Origin of the sequence: Microvirga sp. HBU67558, assembly GCF_018069605.1 — a bacterium.
Classification (GTDB): domain Bacteria; phylum Pseudomonadota; class Alphaproteobacteria; order Rhizobiales; family Beijerinckiaceae; genus Microvirga; species Microvirga terrae.
Genome location: NZ_JAGPUP010000541.1, coordinates 36,561 through 52,561 on the forward strand (window position 1 = coordinate 36,561; position 16,001 = coordinate 52,561).

At 61.6% G+C, this 16,001-nt stretch carries 12 protein-coding genes and 1 pseudogene; 3 read left to right on the forward strand and 10 right to left on the reverse strand.

Annotated features, from left to right (window positions below; translation table 11 throughout):
• Positions 1 to 92 precede the first annotated feature (92 nt).
• Positions 93 to 803, reverse strand: coding sequence for an SDR family NAD(P)-dependent oxidoreductase (locus tag KBI52_RS20805; RefSeq protein ID WP_210811293.1), 711 nt, complete (start codon positions 801 to 803; stop codon positions 93 to 95).
• A gap of 352 nt (positions 804 to 1,155) precedes the next feature.
• Here KBI52_RS20805 and KBI52_RS20810 point away from each other — a divergent pair, with 352 nt between their 5' ends.
• Positions 1,156 to 1,344, forward strand: a complete 189-nt coding sequence (locus KBI52_RS20810) for a hypothetical protein (protein WP_210811260.1) — start codon at positions 1,156 to 1,158, stop codon at positions 1,342 to 1,344.
• Between the two features lie 184 nt (positions 1,345 to 1,528).
• Here KBI52_RS20810 and cysS read toward each other — a convergent pair whose 3' ends face one another.
• The 8 genes from cysS to KBI52_RS20850 form a co-directional block, all read right to left on the reverse strand.
• Positions 1,529 to 2,890 (reverse strand): cysteine--tRNA ligase, encoded by a 1,362-nt coding sequence (gene cysS, locus KBI52_RS20815; protein ID WP_210811264.1) that lies wholly within the window; start codon positions 2,888 to 2,890, stop codon positions 1,529 to 1,531.
• A gap of 165 nt (positions 2,891 to 3,055) precedes the next feature.
• The gene (locus KBI52_RS20820; protein ID WP_210811268.1) at positions 3,056 to 5,326 is read right to left on the reverse strand and encodes a CDC48 family AAA ATPase; all 2,271 of its coding nucleotides are present in this window, start codon (positions 5,324 to 5,326) and stop codon (positions 3,056 to 3,058) included.
• An 807-nt stretch (positions 5,327 to 6,133) separates the two neighbouring features.
• Positions 6,134 to 7,069, reverse strand: coding sequence for a YeeE/YedE thiosulfate transporter family protein (locus tag KBI52_RS20825; RefSeq protein WP_210811271.1), 936 nt, complete (start codon positions 7,067 to 7,069; stop codon positions 6,134 to 6,136).
• Positions 7,070 to 7,315: 246 nt separating this feature from the next.
• Positions 7,316 to 8,737 carry an APC family permease gene (locus KBI52_RS20830; protein WP_247654535.1) on the reverse strand — a complete coding sequence of 474 codons (1,422 nt, stop codon included), beginning with the start codon at positions 8,735 to 8,737 and terminating at the stop codon, positions 7,316 to 7,318.
• Positions 8,738 to 8,838: 101 nt separating this feature from the next.
• Positions 8,839 to 9,951, reverse strand: a complete 1,113-nt coding sequence (gene ribA / locus KBI52_RS20835; RefSeq protein ID WP_210811300.1) for a GTP cyclohydrolase II RibA — start codon at positions 9,949 to 9,951, stop codon at positions 8,839 to 8,841.
• Between the two features lie 127 nt (positions 9,952 to 10,078).
• A complete protein-coding gene (gene trxB, locus KBI52_RS20840) occupies positions 10,079 to 11,083 on the reverse strand; it encodes a thioredoxin-disulfide reductase (RefSeq protein ID WP_210811274.1) in 1,005 nt (334 codons plus the stop codon).
• An 82-nt stretch (positions 11,084 to 11,165) separates the two neighbouring features.
• Positions 11,166 to 11,477 carry a DUF1127 domain-containing protein gene (locus KBI52_RS34235; RefSeq protein WP_371823195.1) on the reverse strand — a complete coding sequence of 104 codons (312 nt, stop codon included), beginning with the start codon at positions 11,475 to 11,477 and terminating at the stop codon, positions 11,166 to 11,168.
• A gap of 300 nt (positions 11,478 to 11,777) precedes the next feature.
• On the reverse strand, positions 11,778 to 12,173 hold the full coding sequence (locus tag KBI52_RS20850) for an Ohr family peroxiredoxin (RefSeq protein WP_210811280.1): 396 nt from the start codon (positions 12,171 to 12,173) through the stop codon (positions 11,778 to 11,780).
• A gap of 148 nt (positions 12,174 to 12,321) precedes the next feature.
• Here KBI52_RS20850 and KBI52_RS20855 point away from each other — a divergent pair, with 148 nt between their 5' ends.
• Positions 12,322 to 12,831 (forward strand): MarR family winged helix-turn-helix transcriptional regulator, encoded by a 510-nt coding sequence (locus KBI52_RS20855; protein ID WP_210811281.1) that lies wholly within the window; start codon positions 12,322 to 12,324, stop codon positions 12,829 to 12,831.
• 107 nt (positions 12,832 to 12,938) lie between these two features.
• On the opposite strand, the pseudogene KBI52_RS20860 reads toward KBI52_RS20855, so the two are convergent.
• A pseudogene (locus tag KBI52_RS20860) lies at positions 12,939 to 14,228 on the reverse strand (epoxide hydrolase family protein).
• 610 nt (positions 14,229 to 14,838) lie between these two features.
• On the opposite strand from KBI52_RS20860, the gene KBI52_RS20865 reads away from it, so the two are divergent.
• The gene (locus KBI52_RS20865) at positions 14,839 to 15,879 is read left to right on the forward strand and encodes an AraC family transcriptional regulator (RefSeq protein ID WP_247654536.1); all 1,041 of its coding nucleotides are present in this window, start codon (positions 14,839 to 14,841) and stop codon (positions 15,877 to 15,879) included.
• Positions 15,880 to 16,001 lie beyond the last annotated feature (122 nt).

Genomic DNA, 16,001 nt, shown 5'->3' on the forward strand with positions numbered 1-16,001 from the left:
TCTACTGGGTCAAGCCGGCTTCAGTTCGGCGGCTCGGGTCGATGCCAAGCCATTCAAGCAGTCTGCGCTGTGACGTGGCGGATGGCATGGCATCAATGACCCGCGCTCTGACCGCCGTCGACGTGGAGGATTTCGCCGGTCACGAAGCCGGCGGTTTCAAGATAGAGGACGGCCTCCACAATGTCGGAGACCTCCCCCATGCGCCCAACAGGATGCAGAGGACCGAAGGCTGCGTGGGCCTCGACTGGATGCATGGACGACTTGATGATGCCCGGCGAGACGGCATTCACCCGAATGCCGCGCTTGGCGTATTCGATGGCAAGTGACTTGGTCGCTGCATTGAGGCCACCCTTCGTCAGCGACGCGAGCACGGACGGCACACCATCGATCGCGTGATCGACCAAGCTCGTCGTGATCTGCACGATATGGCCCTTGCCCTGCTTTTCCATCTCGGCGATCGCAAGCTGGGTGATGTGGAAGAAGCCGGCAACATTGACGTGGAGAACAGCGGCAAAGTCGGTTTGAGTATAGTCGGTGAAGGGCTTGGAAACAAAGATGCCGGCGTTGTTGACCAGCGTGTCAATGCGTCCGAAGCGGATCAAACCTTCGTCAATCACGCGCTCCGCCGTTGCCGGATCAGCAATATCACCGGGAATGACGAGAACGTTGGGGTTATCTGACGGCTTGATCGACCGTGCCGTCGCGATGACCCAATAATTGCGGTCAAGATATCCATTGACGAGAGCGGCACCGATGCCTTGCGACGCGCCGGTCACAATTACGACCCTTCTGTCGATTGCCATGAAACGTCCTTTGCAGATGGGCTGAGATCGCCCTTCCACTGGGAGGGCAAGCTCCAACTGAGGCTCTGGGTACCATCCGCATAAGCCTGCTGGACGTTCGTATCTCACATGTGTCCGAATATCTGGAAAAATGTATCTCAATGTAGAAGTAACGCCACTCGGCCCGAGTTCACCTTGCTAAGGCTGCCCAAAAGTTCATCGTCTCGGACGCCTCATCAACCTTGAGGACACCCTTGAAGCCAGCGCCGGGCCAGTGGTTGCCAGGTAGCCTTGGGCAGCAGCAAGGGCAAGTCGATCCGGTTGACGGGTTGGGCCGTTGGGAGCAGCATCAAGCTTTCCATGGGAGGCACCCATGTTTGACCAAGCCGTCCAATTCAGTGAGGCGTTTCGTCAAGGTGCAGGCCAGATGCAGGGATTGCTGATCCCGGCCTTGAAAGGTTGCCCGCACTGCCGCACGGTTCAGATGATCTCGGCACCGGCACTGGGCATGTGCGACGATTGCGGGGCCGAGTTGAAGCTACTGGAGCGCAAGGACGCCTGACCGTCCGCACAGCACGACGCCAGGGCGTGCATCCAATCGTACCTGCGGCCTTCGGCGCACGGGTAAGAACCCTGCCACGATCAATCCGGCTGCGCAGGCAGCGGGAAACGGCTCGTGTGAGGCGGTGTCTCCGCTCCTCGGCTCCATCGGACTTGTGACCTTCAGGCCGTGGGCTGGTCTTCGTTCATTTCAAGTCTTTGTACCAAATTGTCCCGTTCGGCGTGTCTTCCAGGACCACCCCCTTGGCCGTCAGAACGTCCCGGATGCGATCCGATTCAGCCCAGTTCCTCGCTTGGCGGGCCTCCGTACGCTGCACGATCAAGGGTCTGACCTCCTCATCCAGGTGACCGCGCAGAAACTCATCATTGTTGTCGAGATCGAATCCAAGAATACTGCCGGCCTCCCGCATGGCCGCTGCAATGGGGATCCGATCTTCCGGTCTCCCAGTCCTCAGATCGTGGGCGAGTCCGTGCATCTCCGCAATCGCCAAAGGCGTGTTCAGATCGCTCGCGAGGGCTTCCAGAACAGGCGCGTGATAATCTTTCGTTACTTCACTGGCGGCAATGCCGTCGAGAGCTCTATGCCAGCCTTGAAGTGTCGTGGCAGCCTCTCGAAGCAGTTGCTGGGTCCAGTCGAGCGGGGAGCGGTAATGCGCCATCAACAGCGCTAACCGGATCACAGCGCCAGAGACCCCTTGATCAAGCACATCCCGGACCGTGGTGAAGTTCCCGGCGCTCTTGGCCATCTTCTCCCCGTCTATGAGAAGCATGCCGTTGTGGATCCAGTAACGAGCCAGGGGAGCTCCGTCATGGGCGCACTGGCTCTGGCTGATCTCGCACTCATGGTGAGGAAAGCGCAGATCAGCTCCGCCGCCATGAATATCGATGGTGGTCCCCAGCACAGCCTCGATCATAGCCGAGCACTCGATGTGCCAGCCTGGACGTCCTCGGCCATAGGGACTGTCCCAGCCGGGCTGGTCCGCGGTGGAGGGCTTCCACATGATGAAGTCCGAGGGATGGCGTTTATAGGCGGCGGGATCGACACGCGCACCGGCCTCCAAATCCTCTTGGAGATGCCGGGAGAGCTGTCCGTGGGCTGGGTAGGACGGCACATGAAAGAGCACGTGCCCTTCGGCCTCATAGGCGTGCCCTTTGGCGATCAGGAGGCCAATGATGTGGAGCATCCGGTCAATGGCGCCGGTTGCGCGGGGCTCGTGGGTTGGACGCAAGACACCCAATGCGTCCGTGACCTCATGGTAATCTTGGATCGTGCGCTCCGTCAGGTCGCTGATGCGTTCTCCATCCGCTTCAGCCCGTTCCATGATCTTGTCATCGACATCAGTGAAGTTCCGGGCGTACACAACTTGCGGATAATAGTGTTGGAGCAGGCGGAAGAGCACGTCGAAGACCACTGCCGGCCGGGCATTGCCCAAATGCGGCGTGTCGTAGACCGTAGGACCACAAACGTACATGGTGACCCGGTGGGGATCCTGAGGCACAAAAGACTCTACCGTTCGCGTCATCGAATTGTGCAGACGAAGGTTCATGAAGTTGCCTCCTGTACAATTCGGGGCCGCCAACATTGCTCTCTTGCGGATGTAAGGAGAAGGAGCCGAATGACCTGGCTGTTGCGCCTAGACAGGCAGAGCTGGGCTTACGCAGCTGGACATTGGAGCGATGTGCTTGGGCCGGGCAAGACCTCTGCCCTCCTATTAAGAAGCTTGTCTCAAAGGCAGGAAGCCAATCGCTTGGCGCTGCGGTCCTTGCTGCTTCAGGGTGCCCACCATGTCTTCGTATTCGCGCTCCATTTCCGGCGTGACCGAGGGCCGTGCCTCCCGCAGGGCCTGCTCGAAATGGGCCATCGTGATGGTCTGCGCTTCAAGGGTTGCACGCAAGGCCAGTAGACCGGCTCGGCGTGTGAGATCCTCGAGATCGGCTCCGGTAAAGCGGCTGGTCCGTTCGGCAATTTCATCAAGATTTACGTCAGGGCCGAGCGGCATGGCCTTAGTGTGAATGCCGAGGATGTGCCGCCGGCCCGCGGCATCCGGCACCGGCACGTAGATCAGTTCATCGAAGCGGCCCGGGCGCAGCAGCGCGGAGTCGATCAGGTTCGGCCGGTTCGTCGCCGCCATGACGACGACGCCCTGCAACTCTTCGAGGCCGTCCATTTCTGCCAGGATCGTATTGACCACTCTCTCTGTGACCGCAGGTTCACCGAGCCCGCCGCGAAGGGGAGCAAGGGAGTCGATCTCGTCGATAAAGATCACGGTCGGGGCAACCTGTCGTGCCCGGGCGAAAAGCCGCGAGACCTGCTGCTCGGACTCGCCATACCATTTGGAGAGAAGGTCGGAGGATTTCGTCGCCACAAAGTTCGCCTGGGCTTCACGGGCGACAGCCTTCGCCAGTAGCGTCTTACCGGTACCGGGAGGGCCAAAGAGCAGGAAGCCCTTGGCGGGCCGAATGCCGAGGCGCTGGAACGACCCCGGGTTCTTGAGCGGGAGCTCCACGCCTTCGCGCAGGCGGGTCCTAGCCTCCTCCACACCGCCGATGTCGTCCCAGGTGATGTTGGGCACCTGGATCATGATCTCGCGCAGGGCCGAGGGCTGGACCCGCTTCATGGCGTTGAGGAAGTCCTGCCGTGTGACCTGCAGGCTCTCAAGCACGTTCGTCGGCATGCCGTCCCTGAGGTTGATGCCCGGCAGGATCCGCCGCAGGGAGTCCATGGCCGCCTCGCGGGAGAGAGCCGCGAGATCCGCACCGACAAAGCCATAGGATGTGCGAGCGACCTCGTCGAGGTTCACGTCCTCGGCCAAGGGCATGCCCCGCATGTGGATCGCTAGGATCTCGCGCCGACCGGGCTCATCCGGAACGCCGATCACGATCTCACGGTCGAAGCGGCCCGGACGGCGCAAAGCCTCGTCGATGGCTTCACGCCGGTTAGTGGCGCCGATCACCACGATGTTCTGGCGCGGCTCTAGCCCGTCCATGAGGGTGAGGAGCTGCGCCACGACGCGCCGCTCGACCTCGCCGGTCACCTCCTCGCGCTTGGGCGCGATGCTGTCGATCTCGTCGATGAAGATGATGGCGGGTGCGTTCTGCTGCGCCTCCTGGAACACCTGCCTCAGCCGCTGCTCGGACTCGCCATAGTGACGGCCCATGATCTCGGGGCCTGCGATGTGGTAGAATTGTGCTTCCGTCTCGTTGGCGACGGCCCGGGCCAAACGGGTCTTGCCGGTGCCCGGGGGGCCGTAGAGCAGGACGCCCTTCGGCGGGTCAATGCCGAGGCGCTGGAACAGTTCGGGGTGGCGCAGGGGCAGCTCCACCATCTCGCGGACCTGATCGACCGTGCTGCCAAGGCCGCCGATGTCGTCATAGGTGACGTCCGCCCGCCGCACCTCCTTCGGCTCCTCGAACTGCGGACGAAGATCGACTTCCGTCTTGGCCGTGACCTGAACGATGCCGCGGGGCTCGGTCGAGACGACCACGAGACGGATCTCCTGCAGGCCGAAGGCCGGAATGTTCAACATCCCGCTCAGCTCGTCGGGCAGGCGGGAGCCGGCGATGCTGGGGGTGCAGACGGAGGTGGAGATCACATCGCCTGCTGTGAGCGGACGCTGATGGAAGGTGCGCTTCAGGGCATCGCTGCAACCTTGCAGACGGAAACCCTTCTGGGCGGGAGCGAGCACGACCCGCGTTGCCGGGCGAACTTCGGCCCGTTTGACCTCGACATAATCGCCGCTGCCGACCCCGGCATTGACGCGCTGCAGACCGTCGAGGCGGAGGATGTCGAGCCCCTCGTCCTCAGGATAAGGGCCAACGACTAGAGCCGTCGTGTGGCGTTTGCCGATGATCTCGATAGCCTCTCCCTCCTGAAGAGCCATCGCTGTGAGTGCCTGATGGCTCATCCGAGCTAGGCCGCGTCCTGCATCGCCAAGGGGAGCATTCGCGACCTGGAGACGTACCGCCTGCCCAGTTTCTGCCATTGCTGCCGTCCCATCGGTGAGTTGAGCGGACATGCGGTGGCAAGCACCACGATGAGCGCCAAGTGCGGATTCTCTTGCGTGCTACAGGTCCGGAAGTCTGGGCTTGGCTTCGGCAAGGAATCTGCAGGTCAAACACCACACTCTTTGCTTACTGCTTGTTCTTTGCTGGGGATATGCTCTTGGCTCGAGGGTAGCCTCAATCGCAGTCTCCAGCCACAGGTGAAACAATATGGTCCTGTCTCATGGTGGCCTCGGTTGCTGCTGTTTGCCAGTCCCTCGCGCCTAGACAGCACGCCGAGCCGGTTCGATGACCAGCCTTTTTGCTCCAATTCCGCGGTTCTTGCTGTACGTGCCTGGAAAGCACTTACGCGTTATCATGAATTGAATACTCTTTGACGCCTAGTCAACGACTATTCCGATATTGCGGGAGCTTGTCGGAGTTTGCGGAAATTGTGAATGCGACTTGCATTTTGATAGTACCATTGCACCATCGGCCAGATAGACGCTTGCTGAGGCGTGCGGGTCACAGCCCTCCCCAACGCTGGCGCTGGGAAGGGCTCTCACGGCCAGGAGCAGCGTCAGGGGACGATCACGTAATCCGGGTTTGCGACAGCAAAGGCCGCCGTATCACCCATCACTCCCATCGGGATTTCCGAACAGATCGTAAAGTTCCCTGAGGCCTCGCGTGCCAAAGTCCCTGGGTGCCGCTTTCGAGGAGGCGGGATTCATGGTGGCTGGGCCTCGTTCCAATCAAACTGCGTAAAGCCGCAACCGCCCCAGTCCCGTCTGGCATGAAGGCGATGATGGTCACTGCACTGTCGAGCGTGCAACCCGGATCGCGAGGTAGATCGCGCAGCACATGCTGGCAAACGCGAGCCAGGCATAGGGCCAGAGCAGCGGCATGCCGACCAGGATCAGCGCGTCGTTGCCGCCCGGGACTAGGGCAACGACGGCCCCCATCAGCGTGCCACCCGCAAGGCGACGCCCGACGCTCGCTGCGTTCGGCGTGACGTGCCTGAACCGCCCTGCCGTCCAGCCGCCGAGCAGCGCCCCTGCCAGCAGCGCGGCAAACAGCAGCAGCCTGGGTGCCAGGTCGACTGTCGTGCCGTGTGCCATCCCGGCGAGCGTCTCGGTATAGGTCCAACTCCCCACTGTCAGGGACGCCGTGAGAAAGGTGATTCCGATGATCGTCGTCGCAACATGCGGTGACCAGATATGCGCGAGCGGCGTGATGCCCCTGCGCCGGATCGTCCGGCCATGGGTGAACAGCCGAGCTGCGATAAGCACAAGGCAGAGGATGGCGAGCCAGGCGGATGCCTCAAGCACGCTCGATGGTTCGGCCAATCGTGCAGGGGCAGGCAGGTGGATGACCGCCAAGCTACCGAGAAAGAAGCCGACCGGCGTGGCGAGATAGGCCCACTCGCCTGAACCGAGCCTTGCGATCGTGCCAATCGCGCAGGTGCGGTTGACGAAGGCACCGATGCCGAGCAGCATGCCGCCGGCGACGGTAGTGATGCCGGCTGCATAACCGACCGGCATCGCCGGGAGCAGGCTGGCCGCATTCAGCAGCACGAGGCCGCCGCCGACCCAGAGCGATGCCTCGACCAATGCGGCTAGTCGCCCGAACCGCCGCTCGGCGACAATCTCTTCTATCGCAGCGACGGTGCAGGTTCCGCCGCGCTGGATCGCGAATCCCATAAGGCCGATCGCAGCTACGGCAGCCAGGATGGGGAGGGTTGCCATCGGTCGACCGTCAGGCGGCATTCGCCGATGCGACCGGCATTGCGCCGGGTATTGCCACGCGGTCGAGCGAGTAACCGATCGCTTTAGGCTGGCTACTCATGCTGAGTGCCTTTCATTTAGAAGGGCCCGGGACACCCGCTATGGTCGACGATCTGTCATCGGAGTTCGACCGTAATCGCCGGCTCTCCAGACCAGCCATGAGCCGTGCCGGGCGGCAATCCCCCGAACTGCCGCGCCACCGCGTGTTCAATTCACTAGGCCGGAGTGGCTCATCGGAGCAAGTTCTTCCCCTGACGGATTCAGTCCCTGCGAGCGCATCACCCTCACGGTGACGAACCAGAGCACGACGCCGATGGCCAGCAGAATGCCGGCAATGGCGTATTGGACCGGGGCACGGCCGGTCCAGGGCCCGACGAGGAACGCACAGGAGACTGCGCCGAGAACCGGCAGGATCGTCGGGCTCCTGAAATGCTCGTGGTCGACCCTGTCCTTTCGCAGCACCAGTACCGCAACATTGACGATGGTGAAGACACCGAGAAGGAGGAGCGCAATCGTGCCGCCGAGCGCCGGCACCGCGCCGACGAAGGTCACAAGGCCAAAGGCCAGAAGCGATGTGAAGGCGATTGCAACGTACGGGGTGCGCCGGTCCCGATGCACCCGGCCGAGGATGGGCGGGAGCACGCCCTCGCGGCTCATGCCATAGACGAGACGGCTCGCCATCAGCATGTTGATCAGCGCCGAATTGGCAACCGCAAACATCGTGATGATGCCGAAGATGCCAAGCGGGAAACCCGGTGCGCCGGCTGAGACCACCTTGAGGAGCGGCGCCTCGCCCTCGCCGAGTTCGGCGGCCGGGACGAGAGTGATCGCCGAAATGGACACGAGAATGTAGATAAGGCCTGTAACGAGGAGACCGGTGAGGAGAACCTTCGGGAAGATCTTTGAGGGGTTCTTGCTCTCCTCGACCATGTTGACCGAATCCTCGAAGCCCACCATGGCGAAGAAAGCCAGCGTCGTTGCCGCAATCACGGACCAGAACACGCCGCGGTCGCCCGCCGGTTCGAAGGTAGCGACACGGGATACATCGCCCTGCCCTGTTCCGATGGCCCAGAAGCCAATGACGATGATGATGAGCAAGCCTGTGAGCTCGATGCAGGTGAGCACCACGTTGACCTTCAGGCTCTCGCCAACGCCGCGGAAATTGACGATCGCGACAAGCGCCATAAAAGCGAGACCAACGAGTGTGATGCCAAAGCTTTCAAGTCCGAGACCGAAACCGGACGAGAAGTTGGCCGCGAAAGCCCTTGAAGCGGTGGATGCGGAGGTGATGCCTGAGCACATCACGGCAAAGGCCACGAGGAAGGTAACGAAATGAATGCCGAAAGCCTTGTGGGTGTAGAGGGCGGCACCCGCGGCCCTGGGGTATTTGGTGACAAGTTCGAGATAGCTGAACGCGGTGATCAGCGCGACCACGAAGGCCACCAGGAAAGGCAGCCAGACGACGCCGCCAACCTGTTTTGCCACCTGTCCGGTCAATGCGTAGATGCCGGTGCCGAGAATGTCGCCAACGATGAAGAGCAGCAGCAGACCCGGTCCCATCACCCGGTGAAGACTGGGTTCGAGTGCCGCCTTGCTGGATGCGCCGCTGCCCCTTGCCACATCACTCATCCGAATAGTCCTTCCTGCAGTGGATCAATCGGTAAGACTGCTGAACCGTTCCAGCAACGCTGGTGGTTCGATGACGCCGTCATCTCCACTGAGCGGCGACGTCATTGTTTGTTGTTACGGGCGAGCATGCCCTCGAGGTCGATGTAATGTCCGGCGCGGTCGCGCTTGGCGGCCAGATAGCTGACGTTTTCCGCCGTGGGCCGGCCCAGCACCCGGTGATCGGAAATCACCTCGAGCCCAGCCTTAGTGAGGGCTGCGATCTTCTCGGGGTTGTTGGTCATCAGGCGGACCTTGCCGACGCCGAGTTCTTGCAGCATGACGGCCGCGAAATCGAAGCGGCGCTGATCCGCCTCGAAGCCCAGAACCTCGTCGGCGTCATAGGTGTCGTAGCCCTGGGATTGGAGCTTGTAGGCGCGGATCTTGTTGGCGATGCCGTTCCCGCGCCCCTCCTGGTCGAGATAGAGCAGAATGCCGCCTTCGCTCTGCGCCATGAAGCGCACGGTCTCACGCAGCTGGTCGCCGCAATCGCATTTCAGGCTGCCGAATAGATCGCCCGTGAGGCAGGCGGAATGCAGCCGCACGGTGACGGGCTTGGAGAGGTCGGGCTTGCCGACGACGATCGCCACCTGATTGCGCAGGCCCTCGCCGCCGCGAAACACCACAAACTCGCTGGTGGGCGCGCCCTCCAGGGGCACCGGTGCCCGGCTGACGATCTTCAGGCCCTGTGCCTGGGCACTCCGGTAACCCCGGACGGCCTCGCCGGAGACACGCACGAGGGACGGGTCGATTTCGATGCCCGCTGCCAGCGGAACCACGATCACGGCCGGCAGGACCAGCGACAGGCGGGCGAGTTCCAGCGCCTCCCCGTCAATGGCATCGGCTGGACGGACCGGCGCGTCGATGCGGCCGTCGACCTTGAGGGCGAGCGCCTCCACGCGACCCCTGTGCACCACAGGCAGAGCCACCCGGCCGGGCACCTCGCGCTCAAGACCCAGGCGGCGCAGCCGTGCCGCCGGCAGGACGAGATGGGCACGCCCTCCCGCAACGGCCTCGATCTGTGCGCTCATGGCCTCGTCGAGATCCTCGACGCCGACCACGAGCGCGTTGCCCTCAGCTCCGTCGATCACGACGGGACGGGCGCTGCGGAACTCCATGATCGCCCGCTCCACCAAGGTGGTGGCGGGCTTGTCGGACAGGCTCAAGGTCAGGCGCATCATTGATCTAACCTATCGAATGTAGCTTTGCAGATCGCGAGACTGACATAAAGCACGCCCACCTGCGGCGCCCCTCATGCTCGGCACTCGATGGATTCGTCGCTCAGGAGCTTGATGCCAAAGCCGCTCAGGCCCACGCGCCGGCCATCTGCTCTTCACGCTTCTCGATCGAACGAGTGATTGGGTCAGGAGAATGCTCGGCCAGGAATTTATCAGCTTCCAGGGCCGCCATGCTCCCCATTCCGGCGGAGCTGATGGCCTGCCTGAACACCGGGTCGATCACATCGCCGGCGGCCATGCACCCGGGAACCGAGGTTTTCGTCGACCAGGAGCCGACTTTGATGTAGCCGGCCTCGTCCATTTCAAGCTGACCGCGAAACAGCTTGGTTGCGGGATCATGACCGATGGCAACGAAAAGCCCGTCCGTGGAGAGCTCCTTGGTCACGCCCGTGTTCACGTCACGGATCCGAACGCCAGTCACCGCCTTCACCGGCTCATGCTTGCCGATCACCTCGTCGATGACGTGGTTCCAGATCACCTCGACATTCGGCTTGCCCAGGAGACGGTCCTGCAGGATGGGCTCTGCCCGGAGGCGATCACGGCGATGGATGATCGTAACTTTGGAGGCCATGTTTGATAGAAAGAGGGCTTCCTCCGCGGCTGTGTTCCCGCCACCGACCACCACAACTTCTTTATTGCGATAGAAGAAGCCGTCACAGGTTGCACAGGCCGAGACTCCGTACCCATTGAAGATCTGTTCTGAGGGCAATCTAAGCCAGCGGGCTTGAGCGCCCGTTGCAATGATGAGGGCGTCAGCGATGTACGTATTGCCGGAGTCACCCTCAGCCCGGAACGGGCGTCTGGAGAGATCAACGGAGGTGATGGTGTCGTACACCAGATTGGTGCCGACATTCTCCGCCTGCTGCCGCATCTGCTCCATCAGCCATGGCCCTTGAACGGGCTCCGCAAATCCAGGGTAGTTCTCGACATCCGTCGTGATGGTGAGCTGTCCGCCCGGCTGAATGCCGGTCACAAGAAGCGGCTTGCGGTTGGCACGGGCAGCATAGATGGCGGCGGTGTAGCCGGCCGGTCCGGCCCCGATGATCAGGACCTCGGTGCGATGTGTGGTCATAGAGTGATCTCAACAATAAAAAGGGGTCAGATGAATGCACCCGTCGGAAGGCACGGGAGCCGCGGCTGCTGCATGCGAGGCTCTACGCGGCGGTATCGATCTCGTTGCGGGAGATACCGAGGTCATCGAGCTCGCGGTCAGTGAAATGGGACAGCTCACGGATGGACGCACGGTACCGCTGGAAGGCATGGATCCTGGAAAGAACAAAAGCGACGAACATGTAAATTCTCCATTTGAAGCTGAAGCAATGGCTTCGTTCGATGGTGGCAATCTTGCCAGCGGGCTGGGCTACAAAACAGGCCCAAGACTCAGTGAAAGAGCTGCACCATCGCCCGCTTGATGGCAGTAAGCGTGGCCACCTCGCGCTGGACCAGGGTACCCTTGCGCCAAGCATCAGGAATTCGAAGTGTCGGCCTTCGTCACGATACCCGAGGACAGCAGAAAGCAATGTGGGACAACAAGGCTACCGGTCGGCTGAGCTCACATTGCACAGCGGCTGATGGGGTTCGATCGTCCGCTCCTGGAAGACTTGCTCCGCATCGGGCAACTGTACTGGGGTGCTGACCCTTGAGTGTCTTCCAGATCGGCGTGCATCGGCAAACGGGACGTCATGCCTTGCTGATTAGGCGCCGGACTGCGATGCGTCTCGTGTAGGAGCCGGGCCTGCCGACGAGGCGGGCCCGGCCGATCCGGTTCAGAGCAGATTGGTCTCAACGTTGATGTTGCCGTGCGTTGCCTTGGAGTACGGGCAGATCCCGTGCGCCGCATCGACCAACGTCTGTGCGACCTCGCGGTCGAGCCCGGGCAGGCTGACGTCGAGGCGCGCCTGGAGGAAATAGGAGCCGCTGTCGAGGACCAGATCGATCTCGGTATCAACCGTGGGCAAGGTCGGGAGAGTGACCTTCCGTTGGGCGGCGGCGAGTTCAAGCGCACCGATGTAGCAGGCTGACCAGGCAGCGCCGAACAGGTTTTCGGCGGCTGGGTGCGGCTGCGACAGCTTAAGGTCAAGAAAGCCGTCGCTGCTGCGGCTGCCGCCGTCGCGGCCGCCGGTGTTGCGGGTCTTTCCGGTGAAGAGAACCTTGGCAGGCATGGCACTATCCTTTCTGGACAAGTTGAATCGCATCCGATCAATTCGGATGCGAGGCAAATACGCTTCTGAAAGATCGATGTCAAGCACTTCCGATTTAATCGTATGCGATTTATATATGGCCCGAACAGCAAAGCCCACGGAGACGCCCATGCCCACCCAAGGCCCAGATCAGACCCCGTCCCTGCCGGGGCCCAATTCCCAGCCGGCCACCAGTGAAGGCAAGAAGCTTGCGAACTATCTGTGCTTTGCGATCTACTCGGCGAACCTCGCCTTCGGTCGCGCCTACAAGCCACTCCTGGACAAGCTTGGCCTGACCTACACCCAGTACATTGCCCTGGTGGCCCTTTCCGAGGAAGACGGCCAGACGGTCCGGGCGCTCGGCGAAAAGCTGTTCCTGGAATCCAACACGCTGACTCCGATCCTCAAGAAGCTCGAATTGATCGGCTACCTTAAACGTCAACGTGACACCGCCGACGAACGGCAGGTGCGGGTGAGCCTGACGCCCGCCGGGCGCAAACTGGTTGAAATGGATCCCGGAGCGGCGCTGGTTGAAGCTACTGGGCTCGGAGAGGACTTTCCCGCAGCGCAGAAAACCGTGGTGAGTATCCGCGACAACCTCCTACGTGCCACGCAAGCTGAACCAGGTGCACGCGAATAAGCAATCAGCCGGCTTCGCTCTGCGGTGCTTCAGACGGATCGCGCGGTCTCGATGCCGGTGCCGCGACCATGAAGGCGTCTAACGCTCCCATGGCCGCGCCGAAGTCTTCAGAGCGATTGGCGGAGTGGCCTGAGCCCCGTGCGGATCTCGGAGATCATGAACTCCGGCTGCTCCCAGGCTGCGAAGTGTCCGCCCTTTGGAAGCTTATTGAAATGGATGAGATTGGGATACGCTTTCTCTGTCCAGCTCCTCGGTGCTACATACATTTCGTCAGGGAACACACTGCAGGCGACGGGGAGCTTGACCCCTTTGGTTGCGAAGAAGGAATTTCCGGCTACCGTTTGCTCCCAATAAAGGCGGGCCGCCGAAATCGCGGTGCGCGTGAACCAGAAGAGCGTGACGTTATCGAGGACATCGTCGGGTGAGAGGCCTTCTTTGACCCCGGCAAACGACCTCGCTATCATGGCATGGCTCTTCCAGTCGTGGTCGATCATGAAGGCCGCCAGGCCGACGGGTGAATCCACCAGCCCGGTTAGCGTTTGCGGACGCGTGCCCATGACGATCGCGTAACCAAACTTATTCTCACGAACCTGCTCGCAGGCCTTCCTCTCTTCGGCCGACAGATTATCGGGCAGAGGGGCGCCGGACCAGATGAGCGCATCGATCTCGGGCGGTATCACCTCAGGCATGTTGGTGTGGATGCCGAGCAGTCCCTTGGGTTCCTGAGTTCCCATGTAGTTGACGACGATCGACCCCCAATCACCGCCCTGCGCCACATACTTTTCATAACCAAGGCGGGACATCAGCTCAGCATAGGCGCGTGCGATGCGCTGGGCGTTCCAACCGGTCGTGCGTGGCTTACCCGAGAAGCCGTAGCCCGGCATCGATGGAATGACGACGTGGAACGCATCCGCTACGCTTCCACCGTGCGCGGTCGGATCAGTCAGGGGCTAGATCAGCTTCACTTGCTCAACGATCGAGCCCGGCCAGCCGTGTGCGATCAGCAGCGGCATGGCATTGTCATGTTTGGAGCGGACGTGAATAAAGTGAAAATCCAAGCCATCGATCTCAGTGATAAAATTGGGATACGAGTTCAACCTGGACTCGATTTTGCGCCAGTCGTACTCGTCCGCCCAATACCGTGCGAGCTCCTGGATTGTTTTCAGTTGGACTCCTTGCGATTCGTCCGCGACCGTCTCTTGTTCTGGCCATCTGGTTGCCTTGATGCGGCGCTTCAGCTCGGTAACTTCACTTTCCGGAATGTCGACACGGAAGGGACGGATCGCATCGTGTCCGACGGATTGAGCTAGGCCCGCAGGAGGCACATTCAACGCGGTTGCGGCCGCTGAGGCTGCTGCGGGGTTAGGCTGGTTCGGGAGTGATGTTTGTTGCGACATTGATATTCTCCATTCATTCGGATCGCCACAGGTGCCGATTAGTGAGGTTGGTGAGCGGACGGCCGCAAAACTTCTGACCTTGTGTGCACAAGCCACGGCAACGCAATTGCCCTAGATCTCTTGCATACTTCCAGGGAGGCCTCAGTTTTGCGATCAGGTCCGCGCACTAATGGAAGCTGCGGCTCTTGCGAGCAGCTCCTCGTCCTTCGGGTTCACGCAACCACGCGGTTCAGGAGCGACGTCGGCAAAGCTGTCGATAAAAAGTGGCTCGTCGGGGGAGCCCAAGTCCAACGCAGGGACGTTAATTAAGCACAAATTATACGCCTCGGTGGCCGACCCAGCAAGCGGCGCCAGTTGGGACCTAGCTCCATGGTCGTCAATCGATTGCAGCATTCCATTCTCCATTAGCACGAGAACCTCCAGCGGCGCACGCAGCCTTGGCTTCTCGCGGGAGGAAAGAGGCTCCTGCCGCCTGCCAATCACGTCATGCTGGGAGGGGCTGCTCATACCGGAGACGGTCCAGACCGATCTTGCTATCTTCCGCCAGAGCCTTGCCCGCTCCAGCCTCCAGCCTGGAATGCGGGACCTGTCGCAGCGAGGAGCGTGCCCGATGCGAAACTTTTCCTCGACACCTCTACTGATGCATCCCACCTCAATCGGCATTGTCGCCCGCCTGGCTCTTGCGAGAGCCACTGCGGCAGGCCTCGATCCTCGACCGATTCTGCGCAAGGCCGGTCTGACTGCGTCCCAGATCCAGGACCGGCAGGCCCGCGTGAATGCGGCGAGCGAGATCTCTTTCCTGAATTTGATGGCGGACGCCCTTCCCGATGAGTTGCTGGGATTCCATCTCGCCGAGGCATTCGATCTGCGGGAGAGCGGCCTGCTCTACTTCGTGCTGGCCTCCTCGGCGACACTCGGCGAGGCGTTGGCCCGCGCCGATCGGTACAGCACCATCACCAATGAGGGCGTAAGGCTGCGATGTCAGGCGGGAAGCGATCTGAGCCTCCGCTACAGCTATGTCGGGGTGCCGCGGCACACGGATCGCCACCAGGTCGAGTTCTGGACCCGGACGCTCGTCCGGATCTGTCAAACCCTAACCGGCACCGAGCTCAGGCCCATCCGGGTCAGCTTCGCTCATCCGCGCTGGAGCGCTTCGGGTCAGCTTGATGCATTTTTCGGTTGTGAGGTCGCCTTTGCGTCGAACGCTGACGACGTCGCCTTCGCCCGCGGGGCATCGCAGCTTCGGCTGGTCAAGGCGGATCCGTATCTGAATGAACTCCTGGTCCGCTACGGCGAGGAGGCTCTTGCCCAGCGGGCCAATCCGGCCAGCCCGATCCGCGCGAGCGTGGAGAACGCTCTCGCTCCGCTCCTGCCTCATGGCAAGGGCCGTGCAGGCGAAGTGGCACGAACGCTGGGCGTGAGCGAACGGACCCTGGCGCGCCGGCTGGCGGCAGAGAACCTGACCTTCCTCGGAATCCGCGAGGAGATGCGCAAGGATCTGGCCCTTTGCTATCTTAAGGATACAAGTATTTCAATTTCGCGCATTGCCTGGATGCTCGGCTTTCAGGAGGTCAGCGCCTTCACCCACGCCTTCCGGCGTTGGACGGGGATAACACCGACGCAGATGCGGGCCAAAGCCCGCTCTTGCTGAAATCCGCCTCCTTGGGAGAGGCTTAGGGCCATCAAAGCAGATGAGAATGTCGGCATGGGTCACGAACTACCCTTCAGCTTGGCCGTGTGAAGGTCCGCTTTTCGCTCCTGACGTGCCCTACC